Annotated in this window: 14 protein-coding genes and 2 tRNA genes; 13 read left to right on the top strand and 3 right to left on the bottom strand. The window is 58.1% G+C overall.

Annotated features, from left to right (window positions below):
* The first annotated feature begins 11 nt into the window (after window positions 1-11).
* The 8 genes from gnd to I6E73_RS01120 all read left to right on the top strand — a co-directional run bounded on the left by gnd (window position 12) and on the right by I6E73_RS01120 (window position 7,986).
* Window positions 12-896 (top strand): phosphogluconate dehydrogenase (NAD(+)-dependent, decarboxylating), encoded by an 885-nt coding sequence (gene gnd, locus I6E73_RS01155; protein ID WP_197110104.1) that lies wholly within the window; start codon window positions 12-14, stop codon window positions 894-896.
* Between the two features lie 11 nt (window positions 897-907).
* Window positions 908-2,071, top strand: a complete 1,164-nt coding sequence (recF, locus tag I6E73_RS01150; RefSeq protein WP_197122436.1) for a DNA replication/repair protein RecF — start codon at window positions 908-910, stop codon at window positions 2,069-2,071.
* On the top strand, window positions 2,064-2,564 hold the full coding sequence (locus I6E73_RS01145) for a DUF721 domain-containing protein (protein WP_197122434.1): 501 nt from the start codon (window positions 2,064-2,066) through the stop codon (window positions 2,562-2,564). Before recF ends, I6E73_RS01145 begins: the two co-directional genes overlap by 8 nt.
* Window positions 2,565-2,730: 166 nt before the next feature.
* Window positions 2,731-4,725 carry a DNA topoisomerase (ATP-hydrolyzing) subunit B gene (gyrB, locus tag I6E73_RS01140; protein WP_197106885.1) on the top strand — a complete coding sequence of 665 codons (1,995 nt, stop codon included), beginning with the start codon at window positions 2,731-2,733 and terminating at the stop codon, window positions 4,723-4,725.
* Window positions 4,726-4,784: 59 nt separating this feature from the next.
* Window positions 4,785-7,361, top strand: a complete 2,577-nt coding sequence (gene gyrA / locus I6E73_RS01135; protein ID WP_197106886.1) for a DNA gyrase subunit A — start codon at window positions 4,785-4,787, stop codon at window positions 7,359-7,361.
* Window positions 7,354-7,761: a DUF3566 domain-containing protein gene (locus tag I6E73_RS01130; RefSeq protein WP_197106887.1), complete on the top strand. Its 408-nt coding sequence runs from the start codon at window positions 7,354-7,356 to the stop codon at window positions 7,759-7,761. Before gyrA ends, I6E73_RS01130 begins: the two co-directional genes overlap by 8 nt.
* Window positions 7,762-7,809: 48 nt before the next feature.
* Window positions 7,810-7,883, top strand: a tRNA-Ile gene (locus tag I6E73_RS01125).
* A 30-nt stretch (window positions 7,884-7,913) separates the two neighbouring features.
* A tRNA-Ala gene (locus I6E73_RS01120) sits at window positions 7,914-7,986 on the top strand.
* Between the two features lie 494 nt (window positions 7,987-8,480).
* Here I6E73_RS01120 and I6E73_RS01115 read toward each other — a convergent pair.
* On the bottom strand, window positions 8,481-9,032 hold the full coding sequence (locus tag I6E73_RS01115; RefSeq protein ID WP_197106888.1) for a hypothetical protein: 552 nt from the start codon (window positions 9,030-9,032) through the stop codon (window positions 8,481-8,483).
* 133 nt (window positions 9,033-9,165) lie between these two features.
* Here I6E73_RS01115 and I6E73_RS01110 point away from each other — a divergent pair, with 133 nt between their 5' ends.
* Entirely contained in the window at window positions 9,166-9,705 is a 540-nt protein-coding gene (locus I6E73_RS01110; RefSeq protein ID WP_197106889.1) for a peptidylprolyl isomerase, read from the top strand.
* Window positions 9,706-9,830: 125 nt separating this feature from the next.
* Complete coding sequence (locus I6E73_RS01105) at window positions 9,831-10,544, top strand: rhomboid family intramembrane serine protease (protein ID WP_307784129.1); 714 nt, start codon at window positions 9,831-9,833, stop codon at window positions 10,542-10,544.
* Between the two features lie 59 nt (window positions 10,545-10,603).
* Here the strand turns inward: I6E73_RS01105 and I6E73_RS01100 are convergent, their stop codons facing one another.
* Window positions 10,604-10,834 carry a cell division protein CrgA gene (locus I6E73_RS01100; protein ID WP_197109161.1) on the bottom strand — a complete coding sequence of 77 codons (231 nt, stop codon included), beginning with the start codon at window positions 10,832-10,834 and terminating at the stop codon, window positions 10,604-10,606.
* Window positions 10,835-10,915: 81 nt separating this feature from the next.
* Between I6E73_RS01100 and I6E73_RS01095 the strand changes: the two genes are divergently transcribed.
* The 3 genes from I6E73_RS01095 to I6E73_RS01085 are packed head-to-tail and all read left to right on the top strand — an operon-like array spanning window position 10,916 to window position 12,479.
* On the top strand, window positions 10,916-11,689 hold the full coding sequence (locus I6E73_RS01095; RefSeq protein ID WP_197122432.1) for a class E sortase: 774 nt from the start codon (window positions 10,916-10,918) through the stop codon (window positions 11,687-11,689).
* Window positions 11,689-11,847 (top strand): hypothetical protein, encoded by a 159-nt coding sequence (locus I6E73_RS01090; RefSeq protein ID WP_197122269.1) that lies wholly within the window; start codon window positions 11,689-11,691, stop codon window positions 11,845-11,847. The genes I6E73_RS01095 and I6E73_RS01090 overlap by 1 nt, the downstream gene beginning before the upstream one ends.
* Window positions 11,844-12,479, top strand: coding sequence for a gamma-glutamyl-gamma-aminobutyrate hydrolase family protein (locus tag I6E73_RS01085; RefSeq protein ID WP_197122430.1), 636 nt, complete (start codon window positions 11,844-11,846; stop codon window positions 12,477-12,479). The genes I6E73_RS01090 and I6E73_RS01085 overlap by 4 nt, the downstream gene beginning before the upstream one ends.
* A 74-nt stretch (window positions 12,480-12,553) precedes the next feature.
* On the opposite strand, the gene pknB is transcribed toward I6E73_RS01085, so the two are convergent.
* Window positions 12,554-14,278, bottom strand: coding sequence for a Stk1 family PASTA domain-containing Ser/Thr kinase (pknB, locus tag I6E73_RS01080; RefSeq protein ID WP_197122428.1), 1,725 nt, complete (start codon window positions 14,276-14,278; stop codon window positions 12,554-12,556).
* Between the last annotated feature and the right edge of the window lie 7 nt (window positions 14,279-14,285).

Below are 14,285 nucleotides of genomic sequence, written 5' to 3'. Positions count from 1 at the left end.
TGGCAGAAATCATGCATGTTGGAATTATTGGCCTAGGAAAAATGGGCGGCAACATGCGCGAGCGCATGCGAGCTCATGGCCTCACAGTGACGGGCTACGACCCCAATCCTGAGGTGAGTGATGTCACAGCGTTGTCGGATCTTGTAGATGCGCTGCCTTCACCCCGAATTATTTGGGTCATGGTTCCTTCCGGCACGATCACAGATTCTGTAATTACCGATGTTGCGGCATTGCTCACACCGGGCGATCTCGTCATCGATGGTGGAAACACCCGGTTTACCGATGACCAACTTCACCGTGATCAGCTCGCAGAACTCAAACTTTCCTTCGTAGATGTTGGAGTGTCTGGCGGAATCTGGGGACTTGAAAACGGCTACGGGCTGATGGCCGGTGGGGACAAGACGGATATCGAACGAGCGATGCCGATCTTCGACGCGCTTCGCCCCGAAGGCCCGCGCGAAGAGGGTTTTGTTCATGCTGGCCCCGTTGGAGCAGGTCACTACGCCAAGATGGTCCACAATGGCATCGAATATGCCCTTATGCAGGCCTGGGCCGAAGGTTTCGAACTCCTCGACAGCCGCAAGGATCTCATCGAAGACGTTCCCGGCACCTTCAAAGCCTGGCAGCGAGGAACAGTCGTTCGCTCCTGGTTGCTTGAACTTCTCGTCAAAGCTCTCGAAGAAGATCCCGAATTTGCTGACATTGCTGGCTACGTCGAGGATTCAGGGGAGGGCCGTTGGACCGTGCACGAAGCCCTCAACCAGGCCGTTGCTGTTCCGACTATTAGTGCCGCCATTTTTGCGCGCTTTGTTTCTCGCCAAGAAGACTCCCCTTCTATGAAGGCGGTCGCCGCTCTCCGCAATCAGTTCGGCGGGCATAGCGTCCGCAAGAGTTAAGCTTCGCCGCAATGCGTGTAACTCATGTGGAGCTCAAGGACTTTCGTAATTACAAGGGCCTGACTCTTGAACTCGGGGCAGGACCGACCCTCATTGTTGGTTCGAATGGTCAAGGCAAAACAAATTTGGTCGAGGCGCTCGGCTTCTTGAGCACCCTTGGTTCACACCGTGTTTCTACAGATCACGCCATGGTTCGGCAGTCGACGGATGCCGCGATTGTTCGAGTTCGTCTCGAACACAACGAACGAAAGTTTCTGGCTGAGGTACAGATCAATCGATCTGGGGCTAACCGTGCCCAGATCAATCGTTCGGTCATCCGCACCCGCGAACTTCCGCGCTACTTCTCGAGTGTTCTCTTCGCGCCCGAAGATCTGGCGCTCGTGCGCGGCGAACCTTCGGGTCGTCGACGCTTCATCGATGAACTTCTCGTGCTTCGCTCTCCGCGCTTTAGCGGCGTGATGAGCGATTACGAACGTGTCGTGAAACAACGCAACATGCTGCTGAAGTCGGCACGCGCATCCGGTGTTAGGGACACCCAATTAAGCACCCTTGATGTGTGGGATGAGCGGCTCGTTGCATTTGGTTCCGAAATCATAAGCGCCCGCAGCGCACTGGTCGCCGACTTAAGCCCGGAGGTTTCGAGTGCGTACGAACGCATTGTCGGTGCCGATCACGGTGCGTCATTAGCAAACTCGCTGAGCATCATTTCGCGGCAGGATGACCCTGAGAACGCCGTGGCCACCAGTGCAGTCGGTGAAATAATTTCGGTCGCTGACGCGACTGCATCGTTTACTGCCGCCTTGGCATCCGTAAGAAAAGCAGAACGAGACCGGGCAATAACTCTCGTAGGGCCACACCGCGATGACCTCATCTTCGGACTCAATGGGTTGCCGGCGCGAGGGTATGCCAGCCACGGTGAATCCTGGTCATTCGCCCTCGCACTGAAATTGGCATCCGCCGAGCTGTTGCGTCGTGAGTCTTCAGCCGGAGACCCCGTGCTGATTTTGGATGATGTCTTTGCTGAGCTCGATCAATCTCGTCGCGAACGATTGGCGACGTCGATCGCAGGATTCGAGCAGGTGCTCATTACGGCCGCAGTCTTCGGAGACGTTCCGACCGAGCTCGCCGCGAATGTGGTTCACATCAGCGCCGGGGAGGTAATCAGCAATGAATGACCGCGATCCCGCTGTGGATGAACACGTAGCGGTCTACCTCAGATTCCGCGATGTTTTTGGCGATGCCAGTAAACGTTCCTATATGGCGCGCAAGCGCAATCGTAAAGAACCCGGCACAAGCGTGCCTTTTGCTCCCGGTCGCGATCCGCATGGATTAGGCGATGTGATGGATAGCCTCACCGTGAGTATGGGGTGGAGTTCTCCGCTGGCGCGCTCCGAATTGCTCTTAGCGTGGACAACAATCGTCGGTGCCGAGACTGCGGAACATTCTGAACCGATCGGAATTGAAGAGGGTGTTCTCACCATTCGGTGCGATTCGACAGCGTGGGCAACTCAGCTTCGACTCATGCGGGGACACATCACAACGACGATTGCTCAACAGCATCCAGAAGCAGGCGTGGAATCCGTGCGCTTTGAAGGGCCCAACGCCCCTTCGTGGAAAAGAGGCCCCAGATCAATTCCAGGTAGGGGCCCGCGAGATACTTACGGCTAGGAAGGCAAAATAGGTCACGCTACTAAAGAAACTCCCGCAGAAGGCAATTTGAGCGCCGCAGCCTCTCGGAATTTGGTAGAATCGCAGAAGCCGTCGGACGCGCCTCCTCAGGGAGTTATCCTCTCCGAATGGCCAGCGTGAACTAGCGGCAGGAGCCTAACTTCAGATGACATCGACGCCCGAGAACGACGTGCCCGAAAGCCATATCATTGCCAACGGTCATGTTGCCGCTGACAGTTACGGTGCCGATCAGATCCAGATCCTTGAGGGTCTTGAGGCCGTGCGCAAGCGCCCCGGTATGTACATCGGTTCCACCGGCCCCCGCGGTCTCCATCACCTTGTGTATGAGGTTGTGGATAACTCTGTGGATGAGGCTCTCGCGGGTTACTGCGACACGATCAACATTTGGCTTCGCAAAGACGGCTCGGTTCGGGTTCGCGACAACGGCCGTGGTATCCCGGTCGATCTGAACCAGCAAGAACAGAAGTCCACTGTAGAAGTCGTTATGACCATCCTTCACGCGGGTGGAAAATTCGGCGGTGGCGGTTACGCCGTGTCGGGTGGACTCCACGGTGTGGGCATTTCCGTCGTGAACGCACTCTCCGCAGAAATTGATACCGAGGTTCGTCGTCAGGGACACGTCTGGCGGATGAGCTTCGCTAACGGTGTGCCGACAGGTCCCCTTGCCCAGGGTGAAAGCACCGACGAAACAGGAACCCAGCAGACTTTCTGGCCGAGCAAAGAGACTTTCGAGACAGTCGAGTTCGACTTTGAGACGCTCCGCGCACGTTTCCAGCAGATGGCCTTCCTCAACAAGGGATTGCGCATCACCATCACTGACGAGCGCGGTGAAGAAGAAATCGCCGAGAGCTACATGTACGAGCGTGGACTCGTTGACTACGTGGAGTACTTGAACAAGACGAAGAAGAACGAACTCATCCACCCGGATGTCATCGCCTTTGAATCGGAAGACACTGAGAAGAAGATTTCGCTCGAAGTAGCGATGCAGTGGACGGCGGGATACTCCGAAAGTGTTCACACCTACGCCAACACCATCAACACTCACGAGGGTGGAACCCACGAAGAGGGTTTCCGCGCTGCGCTCACCACTCTGGTTAACCGTTATGCGCGCGACAAGAACATCATCAAGGAAAAGGATGACAACCTTTCGGGAGATGACGTTCGTGAAGGACTGACCGCGGTTATCTCGATCAAGCTCGGCGAACCTCAGTTCGAAGGTCAGACGAAGACCAAGCTCGGTAACACCGAAGCCAAAGCATTCGTTCAGCGCATTGCCGGCCAGCAGCTCGGTGACTGGTTCGATCGCAACCCCACGCAGGCGCGCGACGTTATTCGCAAGGCTATTCAGGCATCCCAAGCTCGACTCGCTGCCCGCAAGGCGCGCGAACAGACTCGTCGTAAGGGTTTGCTCGAGTCGAGTGGAATGCCCGGAAAGCTGCGCGACTGCTCGAGTAAAGACCCGTCGCTGTCTGAGATCTTCATGGTTGAGGGTGACTCGGCCGGCGGCTCCGCCGTTCAGGGTCGTAACCCCGAGTTCCAGGCGATTCTCCCGCTGCGAGGCAAAATCTTGAACGTCGAGAAGGCGCGCCTCGATCGCGCACTCGGCAACGCGGAAGTCCAAGCAATGATCACCGCGTTCGGCGCGGGTGTCGGCGAAGACTTCGACCCCGAGAAGGCTCGGTACCACAAGATCGTTTTGATGGCCGATGCTGATGTCGATGGTCAGCACATCACGACGTTGCTTCTCACTCTGCTCTTCCGCTACATGCGTCCGCTGATCGATTTGGGTTACGTGTACTTGGCACAGCCGCCGCTCTACCGCCTCAAGTGGAGCAACGCGCAGCACCAATACGTGTACAGCGATGCTGAGCGCGATGCCCTGACCGAAATGGGACTTGCAGAAGGCAAGCGCATGCCGAAAGATAACGGGATCCAGCGCTACAAGGGTCTTGGTGAGATGGACTACAAGGAACTGTGGGAAACCACGATGGACCCCGCCACTCGCACGTTGCTTCAGGTCACCCTGGATGACGCTGCCGCAGCAGACGAAATCTTCTCGACCCTCATGGGCGAAGACGTTGAGTCTCGCCGAAACTTCATCCAGCGCAACGCTAAAGACGTCCGCTTCCTAGACATCTAGCTCGTTCAGAGCACACGGCGCCCGCACTCGCGACTGACACAGACTGGAATTGACACTTAATGGCTGACGAAGAAACTCCGAAGAAGACCTTCAAAGATGCACCCGTAGACGACCGGCACGACAAGATTAACCAGGTCGATCTTCAACTGGAGATGCAGCGCTCCTACCTCGACTACGCGATGAGCGTCATCGTGGGTCGTGCGCTTCCCGAGGTGCGCGATGGTTTGAAGCCTGTGCACCGTCGCGTTATTTACGCAATGTACGACGGTGGCTACCGCCCAGACAAGGGTTTCTCCAAGTGCACCCGTGTCATCGGTGATGTCATGGGGCAGTTCCACCCGCACGGTGACTCGTCGGTCTACGACGCGCTCGTTCGTTTGGTTCAGCCGTGGAGCCTTCGTTATCCACTGGCGCTAGGCCAAGGAAACTTCGGATCTCCCGGTAACGATGGTGCTGCTGCCCACCGTTACACGGAAACCAAGATGGCCCCGCTCGCTATGGAAATGGTGCGGGACATTGAAGAAGACACCGTCGACTTCCAAGACAACTATGACGGTCGCACTCAAGAGCCCACGGTTCTCCCGAGCCGCTTCCCGAACCTGCTCGTCAATGGTTCAGTGGGTATCGCGGTCGGTATGGCCACGAATATCCCGCCGCACAACCTCCGCGAAGTTGGCGAGGGTGCTCTCTGGCACTTGGCCAACCCGGATGCTTCTCACGAAGAGCTCGTTGAGGCGCTGATTCAGCGCATCAAGGGACCTGACTTCCCGACTGGCGCGCAGATTCTGGGTATCAAGGGAATTCAGGATGCGTACCGCACGGGTCGTGGCTCGATCACGATGCGTGCCGTAGTTAATGTCGAAGAACTTCAGGGTCGCACGTGCCTCGTCGTCACCGAGCTCCCGTACCAGGTGAATCCCGACAACCTGGCACTGAAAATCGCCGACCTCGTCAAGGACGGCAAGCTTGCCGGCATCGCCGACATCCGCGATGAGACTTCGGGCCGCACGGGCCAGCGCCTCGTCATCGTGCTCAAGCGCGATGCTGTGGCGAAGGTTGTTCTCAACAACCTCTACAAGCACACGCAGCTGCAGGAAAACTTCGGCGCGAACATGCTCGCAATTGTCGATGGCATTCCGCGCACGCTCTCGATCGATGGCTTCATCACTGAGTGGGCTACCCATCAGATCGAAGTGATCGTTCGCCGCACCGAATTCCGCCTTCGCAAGGCTGAAGAACGTGCCCACATCTTGCGTGGTTACCTCAAGGCTCTAGACGCTCTTGATGAGGTTATTGCCCTCATCCGTCGTTCGCCCACCGTTGAAGATGCCCGCAACGGATTGATTGATCTCCTCGACATCGATGAAATTCAGGCTCGCGCAATTCTCGACATGCAGCTGCGTCGACTCGCAGCCCTCGAGCGCCAGAAGATCATCGACGAGCACGATGCTATCGAGCTCGAAATTGTTGAATTCAAGGCCATCATTGCGAGCAAGGAACGCCAGAGCAACATCGTCAGTGAAGAACTGACGGAGTTGCTTGCCAAATACGGCGACGACCGCCGCACCGAAATCATGATGGGTTTCGATGGCGACATGAGCATGGAAGACCTCATCCCCGAAGAGGAGATGGTGGTTACTGTGACGCGCGGCGGTTACGTCAAGCGCACCCGCAGCGACAACTACCGCAGCCAGCACCGCGGAGGCAAGGGAGTCAAGGGCGCGCAACTCCGCGCCGATGACATCGTTGACCACTTGTTCGTCACCACGACACACCACTGGTTGCTGTTCTTCACGAACACCGGCCGCGTGTACCGCGCCAAGGCCTACGAGTTGCAAGAGGGTGGCCGGGATGCCAAGGGGCAGCACGTTGCCAACTTCTTGGCGCTGCAGCCCGGCGAAGAGATCGCTCAGATTCTCGACATCCGCGACTACGAGCAGTCCACCTACCTAGTGCTGGCCACGCTCAACGGTCTCGTCAAGAAGACGGCCCTCGCGGAATACGACACCAACCGCAGCGGTGGCATCATCGCCGTGAATCTGCGGGAAGGTGACGAACTCGTGTCGGCCCTGCTGGTGGAGAACACCGACGACGTGTTGTTGGTGTCGCGCAAGGGAATGTCGATTCGCTTCACGGCATCCGATGAAGCGTTGCGCCCCATGGGTCGTTCAACGTCGGGTGTGATGGGTATGAGCTTCCGTGAGGATGACCAGCTGCTCAGCGCGAGTGTGGTGCCCGACAGTGGCTTCGTGTTCGTCGTCACTGAGGGTGGCTTCGCAAAGCGCACTGCTGCCGACCAATACCGTGTTCAGGGTCGTGGTGGTTTGGGCATCAAGGTTGCCAAACTTGACGGCACTCGTGGTGACTTGGCGGGCGCTTTGATGGTCGGGGATGAGGACGAAGTTCTTGTGGTCCTTGCCAGTGGCAAGGTGGTACGCTCATCTGTCGCTGAGGTTCCGGCCAAGGGCCGTGACACTATGGGCGTGGTCTTTGCTCGCTTTGCGGCGGATGACAAGATCATTGCAATCGCACGAAACAGCGAACGAAATCTAGAGAAAAAAGAACTTGAAGCTGGGAACGATAGTGTTCCAAGCGAAGATGCCCCTGCTGGGAAGGACGAGTCGGTAGATGAGTAGTGTCGCAGAGAAGCTGCAGCGCAAGTCGCAGCGCCAAACATCAGTGAAACAGGTTCGCCTGAAGCTGGTGTACATCGACTTCTGGTCGGCTGTTAAGTTCTCATTCCTAGTAGCAGTGTCCTTAGGAATCGTTCTCGTGGTGGCATCGCTCCTGGTGTGGATCGTGCTGAACTCCACCGGAATTTTCGGAAAACTCGATGAGATCTTCCGCGATATTTTGAGCGACGAAACCTTTAGCGTGGCGACAACGTTCTCGCTCGCACAGGTCGGCGGATTCTCGCTGGTCGTTGCGATCCTGAACGTTTTGATCGGTACTGCACTCGGTGCAATTTCGAGTATGCTTTATAACTTCAGCGTTCGACTTACTGGCGGAATCCTCGTGGGTTTCACTAACAACTAGTCGATTACGCCAAACGGTCAGAATGCGGTACTCTCGTATCTGCCCAACGGGGGTATAGCTCAGGCGGTTAGAGCGCTTCGCTGATAACGAAGAGGTCCGTGGTTCAAGTCCACGTACCCCCACTGGAATCTCCACAAGAGGTTCCTTAAATTGGGGCCTTAGCTCAATTGGTAGAGCGCCTGCTTTGCAAGCAGGAGGTCAGGGGTTCGATTCCCCTAGGCTCCACAGCAAGAAACAAAAACCCCGGCCAGTCTTCTGGCCGGGGTTTTTGCGTTCCCGGGGGTCACTCGCAGTGAGCGGCGATGTCGCCGACGAGATCGGATGCACCGCACCAACATCCGCGGCACGTTTGTGGTCTCTCAGCGGGCCGCCAGACGGGTGCAGGAGGGCGGAGCACGCGTGAACTTCTCCCACCCCGGTGGCGTGCACGCCATTCCCCTCCTATGGGCCGTACAGCGCGAGTAAAGCGGCTGCGGAAAGTCTCACGCTGACACTTCCCGCGAGCTGCGAGGCAAAGACGTCACAGCCAATGCTGCGGCGCCTGGGCCGTCCGAGGGGTCGACGGCCAAGTTGTTGTCGCCAACGGAGCACTTGCCTGACTTAGTCAGCGCGAGCGATCACTCCACGCACAAAAATAGTTCTGGCCCGGTTCCTTGGGAACCGGGCCAGAACTATTAGAGGTTGGAGCTACACCGTGTGCGGTGTGAAGCAGCGGAAGGCTACGCCGTCTCTGCTTCGTCGTCGATCCACAGGTCATCATCCGCGCGAAGTGTCTGCCACGCGGCGTACGCGACGCCCACTGCAGCGACTACGCCGATACCGATGAGGATGTAGCGACCGAAGCCGGCCGACTTGGGTTGCGGTTGTGCCTTCATAAGCCCGGTCTTCTCGCCGGCAGTCGCAGCGAGACCCGAAACGCGAGCGAACGCATCCCGAACCTGCTGATTCTTAGCTACCTCGAGAGCGGCAAGGGCTGTGCCGAGCGCTGACGTGACTGCAGGCAATACATCACCCTTGACCTTGGAGCGCGTGCTCTCGGCCACTGAGCGGGCTCCAGCAACGGATGACGACACAACGGGCTTCACCCGGGAGTCGATCGTGTTGTGAATCTTGGGGCTGACTTCTTCGCGGGCGTAGTTGGCAGCCTGGTGGCTAGCCTCTCGGACGACCGCAGAAGCATGGTCAAGCAGCTCCTTTTGGTCGGCCCACAGGTCTTCAGCTTGACCTTTCAAGCGCTTGAGTTCTTTCCGGCGTTTGCGAGTTAGTGCCACGGGAAACCTCCAAAGATGGTCGATCGGTGAGTCCATACTGCCATGGCCTCTTCTGTGTGCGCACTGCTTTGGCTGTGAGCACGCTGAATAACCCGGATCATAGGCTCAGGTTGGCTATGTAAGAATTGACCTTATGTCTCAACACACCGCAGTTGCCACAATCAAGACAAACCTCGGAGAAATCCGTCTCAACCTCTTTGGCAACCACGCGCCGAAGACCGTTGCTAACTTCGTTGGTCTCGCCAAGGGCGACATCGAATGGACCCACCCCGCTACCGGTCAGAAGACCAACGCACCTCTCTACGATGGCGTGATCTTCCACCGCATCATCAAGCAGTTCATGCTTCAGGGTGGCGACCCCCTGGGTAAGGGCATCGGTGGCCCCGGCTACAACTTCGACGACGAAATCCACCCCGAGCTCGACTTCTCGGCTCCCTACATCCTCGCTATGGCGAACGCCGGAACGCGCGGCGGTAAGGGAACCAACGGTTCGCAGTTCTTCATCACCACCGTTGCTACTCCGTGGCTTCAGGGCAAGCACACCATCTTCGGTGCTGTTGCTGACGACGAGTCCCGCAAGGTAGTCGACGCAATCGAAGCTGTTGACACCGACGGCAGCGACAAGCCCCTCACCGACATCGTCATCGAGTCCGTCACGATCGACGAGGTCTAACCTTCGTGACCACATCCCCGGATGCCAGCGGCAATTATTGCTACCGGCATCCTGACCGGCAAAGTTTTACGCTCTGCCAACGATGTGGGCGCACCGTATGCCCCAGCTGCCAAACGCAGGCAGCTGTGGGCGTACATTGCCCCGAGTGCATTAAAGAAGCCCGCGCCAATGGGCCGAAACGTAAACCTGTTCTGGTTCGCGCGGCTCGAGCCTCTCAAGGCAAGCCTGTAGTCACCTACACGCTGATTGGCCTGACTGTCGCAATCTTCTTGCTGCAGCTCATTCCAGGTCTCGGCGTGACTCAAGCGCTTGTGTATTACCCGCCCCTGACGGCGGTTGAGCCGTGGCGGATGATCACCTCTGCGTTCCTGCATTCGACGAGCAGCATTTTCCATCTCGGCTTCAACATGTTCACGCTCTTTATCTTTGGGCGCACCTTGGAGATTCCGCTGGGGCGAGCGAGGTTTATCGCGCTCTACCTGATCAGCGCGCTGGGTGGCTCGGTCGCCGTGCTGCTGCTTGCCCCGACCTCGGTCGTGTTGGGCGCATCCGGATCGATCTTCGGAATCGTCGCCGCGTTCTTCGTCATTCAGCGCCGCATGGGCGTGAACAACCGAGTGCTGTTGATCGTGCTCGTGATCAACTTGGTCGCCGGCTTTATCCCCGGACTGAACATCTCGTGGCAGGCCCACGTGGGTGGACTCATCACGGGTGCCGTTCTCGCACTCATCTTTTTGCGTCAACGCAACAAGCGAAGCACGAATACCGAGATCGCTTTAGTGGCGCTCGTTGTCGTGGCTTTGATCAGCCTGACGCTGGTGCGGATCTTCGTTCTATAGCTGACTAAAAGTTATCCACAGGGTTATTAACACTGGGTATAACTACACGCGTGTAATTTCTAACGCCACCGCGTAGTCATCAGGAATCCGACGAAGAGGATTCCGAAACCAACAAGAATGTTCCAGCTTCCGAGCGAAGCAATGGGCAGCTGCTGGTTGCTGACATAGAACACAATGATCCAGGCGAGCCCAATCAGCATGAAGCCAAACATGACGGGCTTGAACCAGACCGCGTTGGGAGCGTCTTCAGCGGGACGCGACGATGATTTTTCTGCAGAGTTACGGGCCATGGGAGAGATTCTAGCGCGAACGCCCTGAGTGCCGAACGGCCGCGCGGAAACCACGCAGAGTCTGCGGATAGAATTGCGCTTATGGTTCTCGAAGACGGCCGCCGCGTGCGGCGCAGTGCGAAGGCCCGCCGCCCTATCTCCTTCATCGGAGTGCTTGGTGAAATCTTCATTACCGCCGGCGTAGTTGTGTTGCTCTTTCTTGTCTGGCAGACCTGGGTAAACAGCTATTTCGTCAGCAATGCACAGCGCGATGACGCTCTCGAGCTCAGCCAAGAGTGGAGCAAGGGCGAAGCTGTCACTCTGGCGCCGGATGAGCGTGCCGACCCCGGCGTGCCCGTGGTCGACGAAGCTCCCGGACAAGCAATCGCCTTCGGCACGTTGATCGTTCCGCGTTTTGGCGAGGACTACGCGATTCCGATCGCCGAAAGCGTGAGCCTCTACAGCGTGCTCAATGCACAAGGCGTTGGCCACTACACCGGAACCCAAATGCCCGGCGAGGTCGGCAACTTTGCGGTTGCTGCTCACCGCACCGGCTACGGTGACCCCTTCTTCGATATCGACAAGCTTCAGCTCGGTGACAGCATTTATGTTGAGACCGAAGCCGGTTGGTACCGTTACGTTTACCGTTCTCTTGAATATGTTCTGGCATCCGGTGTTGGAGTTCTGGAGCCTGTTCCTCAGTTCGGGGGAGCAGCGGCCAGTGATCGCATCATGACGCTCACGAGCTGCAACCCCATCCACACCGCCGACGAGCGCATCATCGCCTACGCGGTGTACGACACTTGGTATCCGCGATCTGAGGGTGCCCCCTCGGAGATCTCGGCGATCGCCCTCAATCTCGAAGGAGCTGGCTAATGTACGCTGCCCTCTGGCGGGTGCTTCCGGGACCCGCAATTATTCGCGTTCTCCTGTTGTTGGTGATGGCCGCGGCCATCGTGGCTGCGCTGTTCATGTGGGTCTTCCCGTGGGCGTTGCCCCTCGTCACCCCGTTGGATGCGACGGTGCAACAGTGACCCGCATCCTTGTTGTTGATAACTACGACAGCTTCGTTTACACCCTCAACGGGTATTTGCTTGAACTCGGTGCCACAACCGAGGTCGTGCGCAATGACGCTTTTAGCGCGGATGACGCAGCCGCTGTTCTTGCTGACTACGACGCCGTGCTGCTCTCGCCTGGACCGGGCACGCCGGCCGACGCTGGAGTGAGCATCCCGATCGTGCACGCCGCTCTTGCCTCGGGTATTCCGTTGCTCGGAGTGTGTCTCGGGCATCAGGCGATCGCCGAGGCGCTTGGCGCAACGGTCACTCACGCGGCTGAGCTCATGCATGGCAAGACTTCGCAGATCGAACACGACGACAGCCTGATCTTCCGTGACCTTCCTCAGCCATTCACGGCAACGCGCTATCACTCACTCGCGATCGTTGACGGCACTGTGCCAGACGACCTCGTGGTCACGGCGCGCACGCACGATGGAATCATCATGGGCGTGCAGCACGCGACACAGCCGGTGTACGGCGTTCAGTTCCATCCCGAGTCTGTGCTCACCGAGGGTGGCTACTTGATGCTCGGCAACTGGTTATCTCGGGTCGGGATGACCGAAGCTCCCGCACTTGCGAAGACGCTTACGCCACTCGTTCACAACTAGAGGAATCGGCGCGCGCTGCGGCGTACGGCCGAATCTTGCCGTGCTCAGTTAGGCGGTGGCTCGTTGCTGCCGTTTTAGCCGGCGCAGTATTGGAGCGTGATCTCGGACTTCTGAGCTTGGTCGCCGACGATCGATTGGTAGCTGACCGTATTGCCCGAGCATCCGAAGTCCGCATTCAGCTTCACGCTGAGTTGCAAGCCAGTGAGCGTGGTGTTGGCTTCGCCAATGTCTTTGCCGGTGACGTCGGGAACCTGCACGAGTCCGTTGGAGACAACCAAGTTGACTGTCTCGCCTTCACGGATGACGGCGCCGTCTGCATTGCGCTCGGCATCCCCGCGTGGGTCAGAGCTAATAACGGTGCCCTTTTTGAGGTTCGGCGAATAGGTTTGGGAACTTGTTCCGTAGACCAACCCCGCCGACTCAAGGAGCTTGATCGCCGCGTCTTCTTGCATATTGCTGACATTGGGCACAGTCACCGGGGTGCGCCCCAGCGACACCACAACTTGGATCTCGAGACCGAGCGGAACAGTCTGGCCGGGGCCAGGATCCGTGCGGATAATGATGCCCTCTTCGACGGTTTCACTGGCCTGGTTTACGCGTTTGGGAACGAGGTCGAGCTCCGTGAGCAGAGCGGCACCCTCGTCGTAGGTGAGGCTTGCGACATCGGGGATATCTACGGCGCTGGTTCCGCTGAGTTGAGCGGGAGTGAGGCTGAACGCCCAGACCACAACGGACACGATAATGACGGCCATGAGGGCGATGCCGCCCCAGATCCAGGCAACCGGAGGACGGTTCTGAGTGCGTGGGGTGCGGTCATTCTCATCAACCGCGAGCTGGCGGAACGTGGCATCACTGCCGGCCGTTGCGTTCGGGTTGACGCCGAAGAGCGTGGAATTGAAATCTGTGGATGCGAGCTGTTTGCGTTCGGGAACGGAACCGGCAGCAGCAGCCTCAACATCGGTGCGGAACTCGGCAGCACTTTGGTAGCGGTCGAAGCGATCTTTGGAGAGCGAGCGCAATACGACAGCATCAAGAGCGGGGGAGACCGCGGCCACCATCGTGCTCGGGGGAACAGGCTCGGAGTTGACGTGCTGGTAGGCCACGGCAACAGGGTTTTCTCCCGTGAACGGAGGCTGTCCGGTGAGAAGTTCGAAGAGAACAACGCCGGTGGAGTAGAGATCGGAACGGGCATCCACCCCTTCGCCGCGGGCTTGCTCCGGCGAGAAGTATTGGGCGGTGCCGACAATAGCGCTCGACTCGGCGATCGTGGCAGCAGAATCCGACACCGCACGGGCGATTCCGAAGTCCATGACCTTCACTTGGCCACTCTTGGTGACCATGATGTTGCCGGGCTTGATGTCGCGATGAACGACGCCAGCGCGGTGTGAGTATTCGAGAGCGGTGAGTACTTGCGACACAATGCGCGCCGACTCGTCGGGAGCAATCGGGCCTTCAGCGACGATGTCCTTCAGCAGCCGACCGTCGACGTATTCCATGATGATGAACGGGATGAGGGTCTCATGACCCGTTTCATCGATTACGGACTCTTCGCCGGCATCGAAAATTCGCACGATAGTAGGGTGCGCCATCTTTGCTGCGTCGTGGGCCTCACGACGGAAACGGGTGCGGAAAGCGGGATCGTTAGCGAGCGAGGGCTTGAGTAGCTTGATTGCTACCCGGCGCCCCAGTCGCGTATCCATTCCCAAATGAACATCGGCCATACCACCGTGGCCGAGCAGCTCGCCAATTTGGTATCGCCCAGCGAGCTGGCGTACGCCCTGTGCCACGCCTTCGCTCACTGGTTCA

The organism is Salinibacterium sp. SWN248 (assembly GCF_015864575.1).
Taxonomy (GTDB): Bacteria; Actinomycetota; Actinomycetes; order Actinomycetales; family Microbacteriaceae; genus Rhodoglobus.
The sequence above is the reverse complement of the archived record's forward strand: the minus strand, read 5'-3'. Positions and strand labels throughout refer to the sequence as shown.

Coding starts and splice junctions, on each gene's coding strand:
- gnd (WP_197110104.1), top strand. CDS start 12: ATGCATGTTGGAATTATTGGCCTAGGAAAAATGGGCGGCAACATGCGC.
- recF (WP_197122436.1), top strand. CDS start 908: ATGCGTGTAACTCATGTGGAGCTCAAGGACTTTCGTAATTACAAGGGC.
- I6E73_RS01145 (WP_197122434.1), top strand. CDS start 2,064: ATGAATGACCGCGATCCCGCTGTGGATGAACACGTAGCGGTCTACCTC.
- gyrB (WP_197106885.1), top strand. CDS start 2,731: ATGACATCGACGCCCGAGAACGACGTGCCCGAAAGCCATATCATTGCC.
- gyrA (WP_197106886.1), top strand. CDS start 4,785: ATGGCTGACGAAGAAACTCCGAAGAAGACCTTCAAAGATGCACCCGTA.
- I6E73_RS01130 (WP_197106887.1), top strand. CDS start 7,354: ATGAGTAGTGTCGCAGAGAAGCTGCAGCGCAAGTCGCAGCGCCAAACA.
- I6E73_RS01110 (WP_197106889.1), top strand. CDS start 9,166: ATGTCTCAACACACCGCAGTTGCCACAATCAAGACAAACCTCGGAGAA.
- I6E73_RS01100 (WP_197109161.1), bottom strand. CDS start 10,834: ATGGCCCGTAACTCTGCAGAAAAATCATCGTCGCGTCCCGCTGAAGAC.
- I6E73_RS01095 (WP_197122432.1), top strand. CDS start 10,916: ATGGTTCTCGAAGACGGCCGCCGCGTGCGGCGCAGTGCGAAGGCCCGC.
- I6E73_RS01090 (WP_197122269.1), top strand. CDS start 11,689: ATGTACGCTGCCCTCTGGCGGGTGCTTCCGGGACCCGCAATTATTCGC.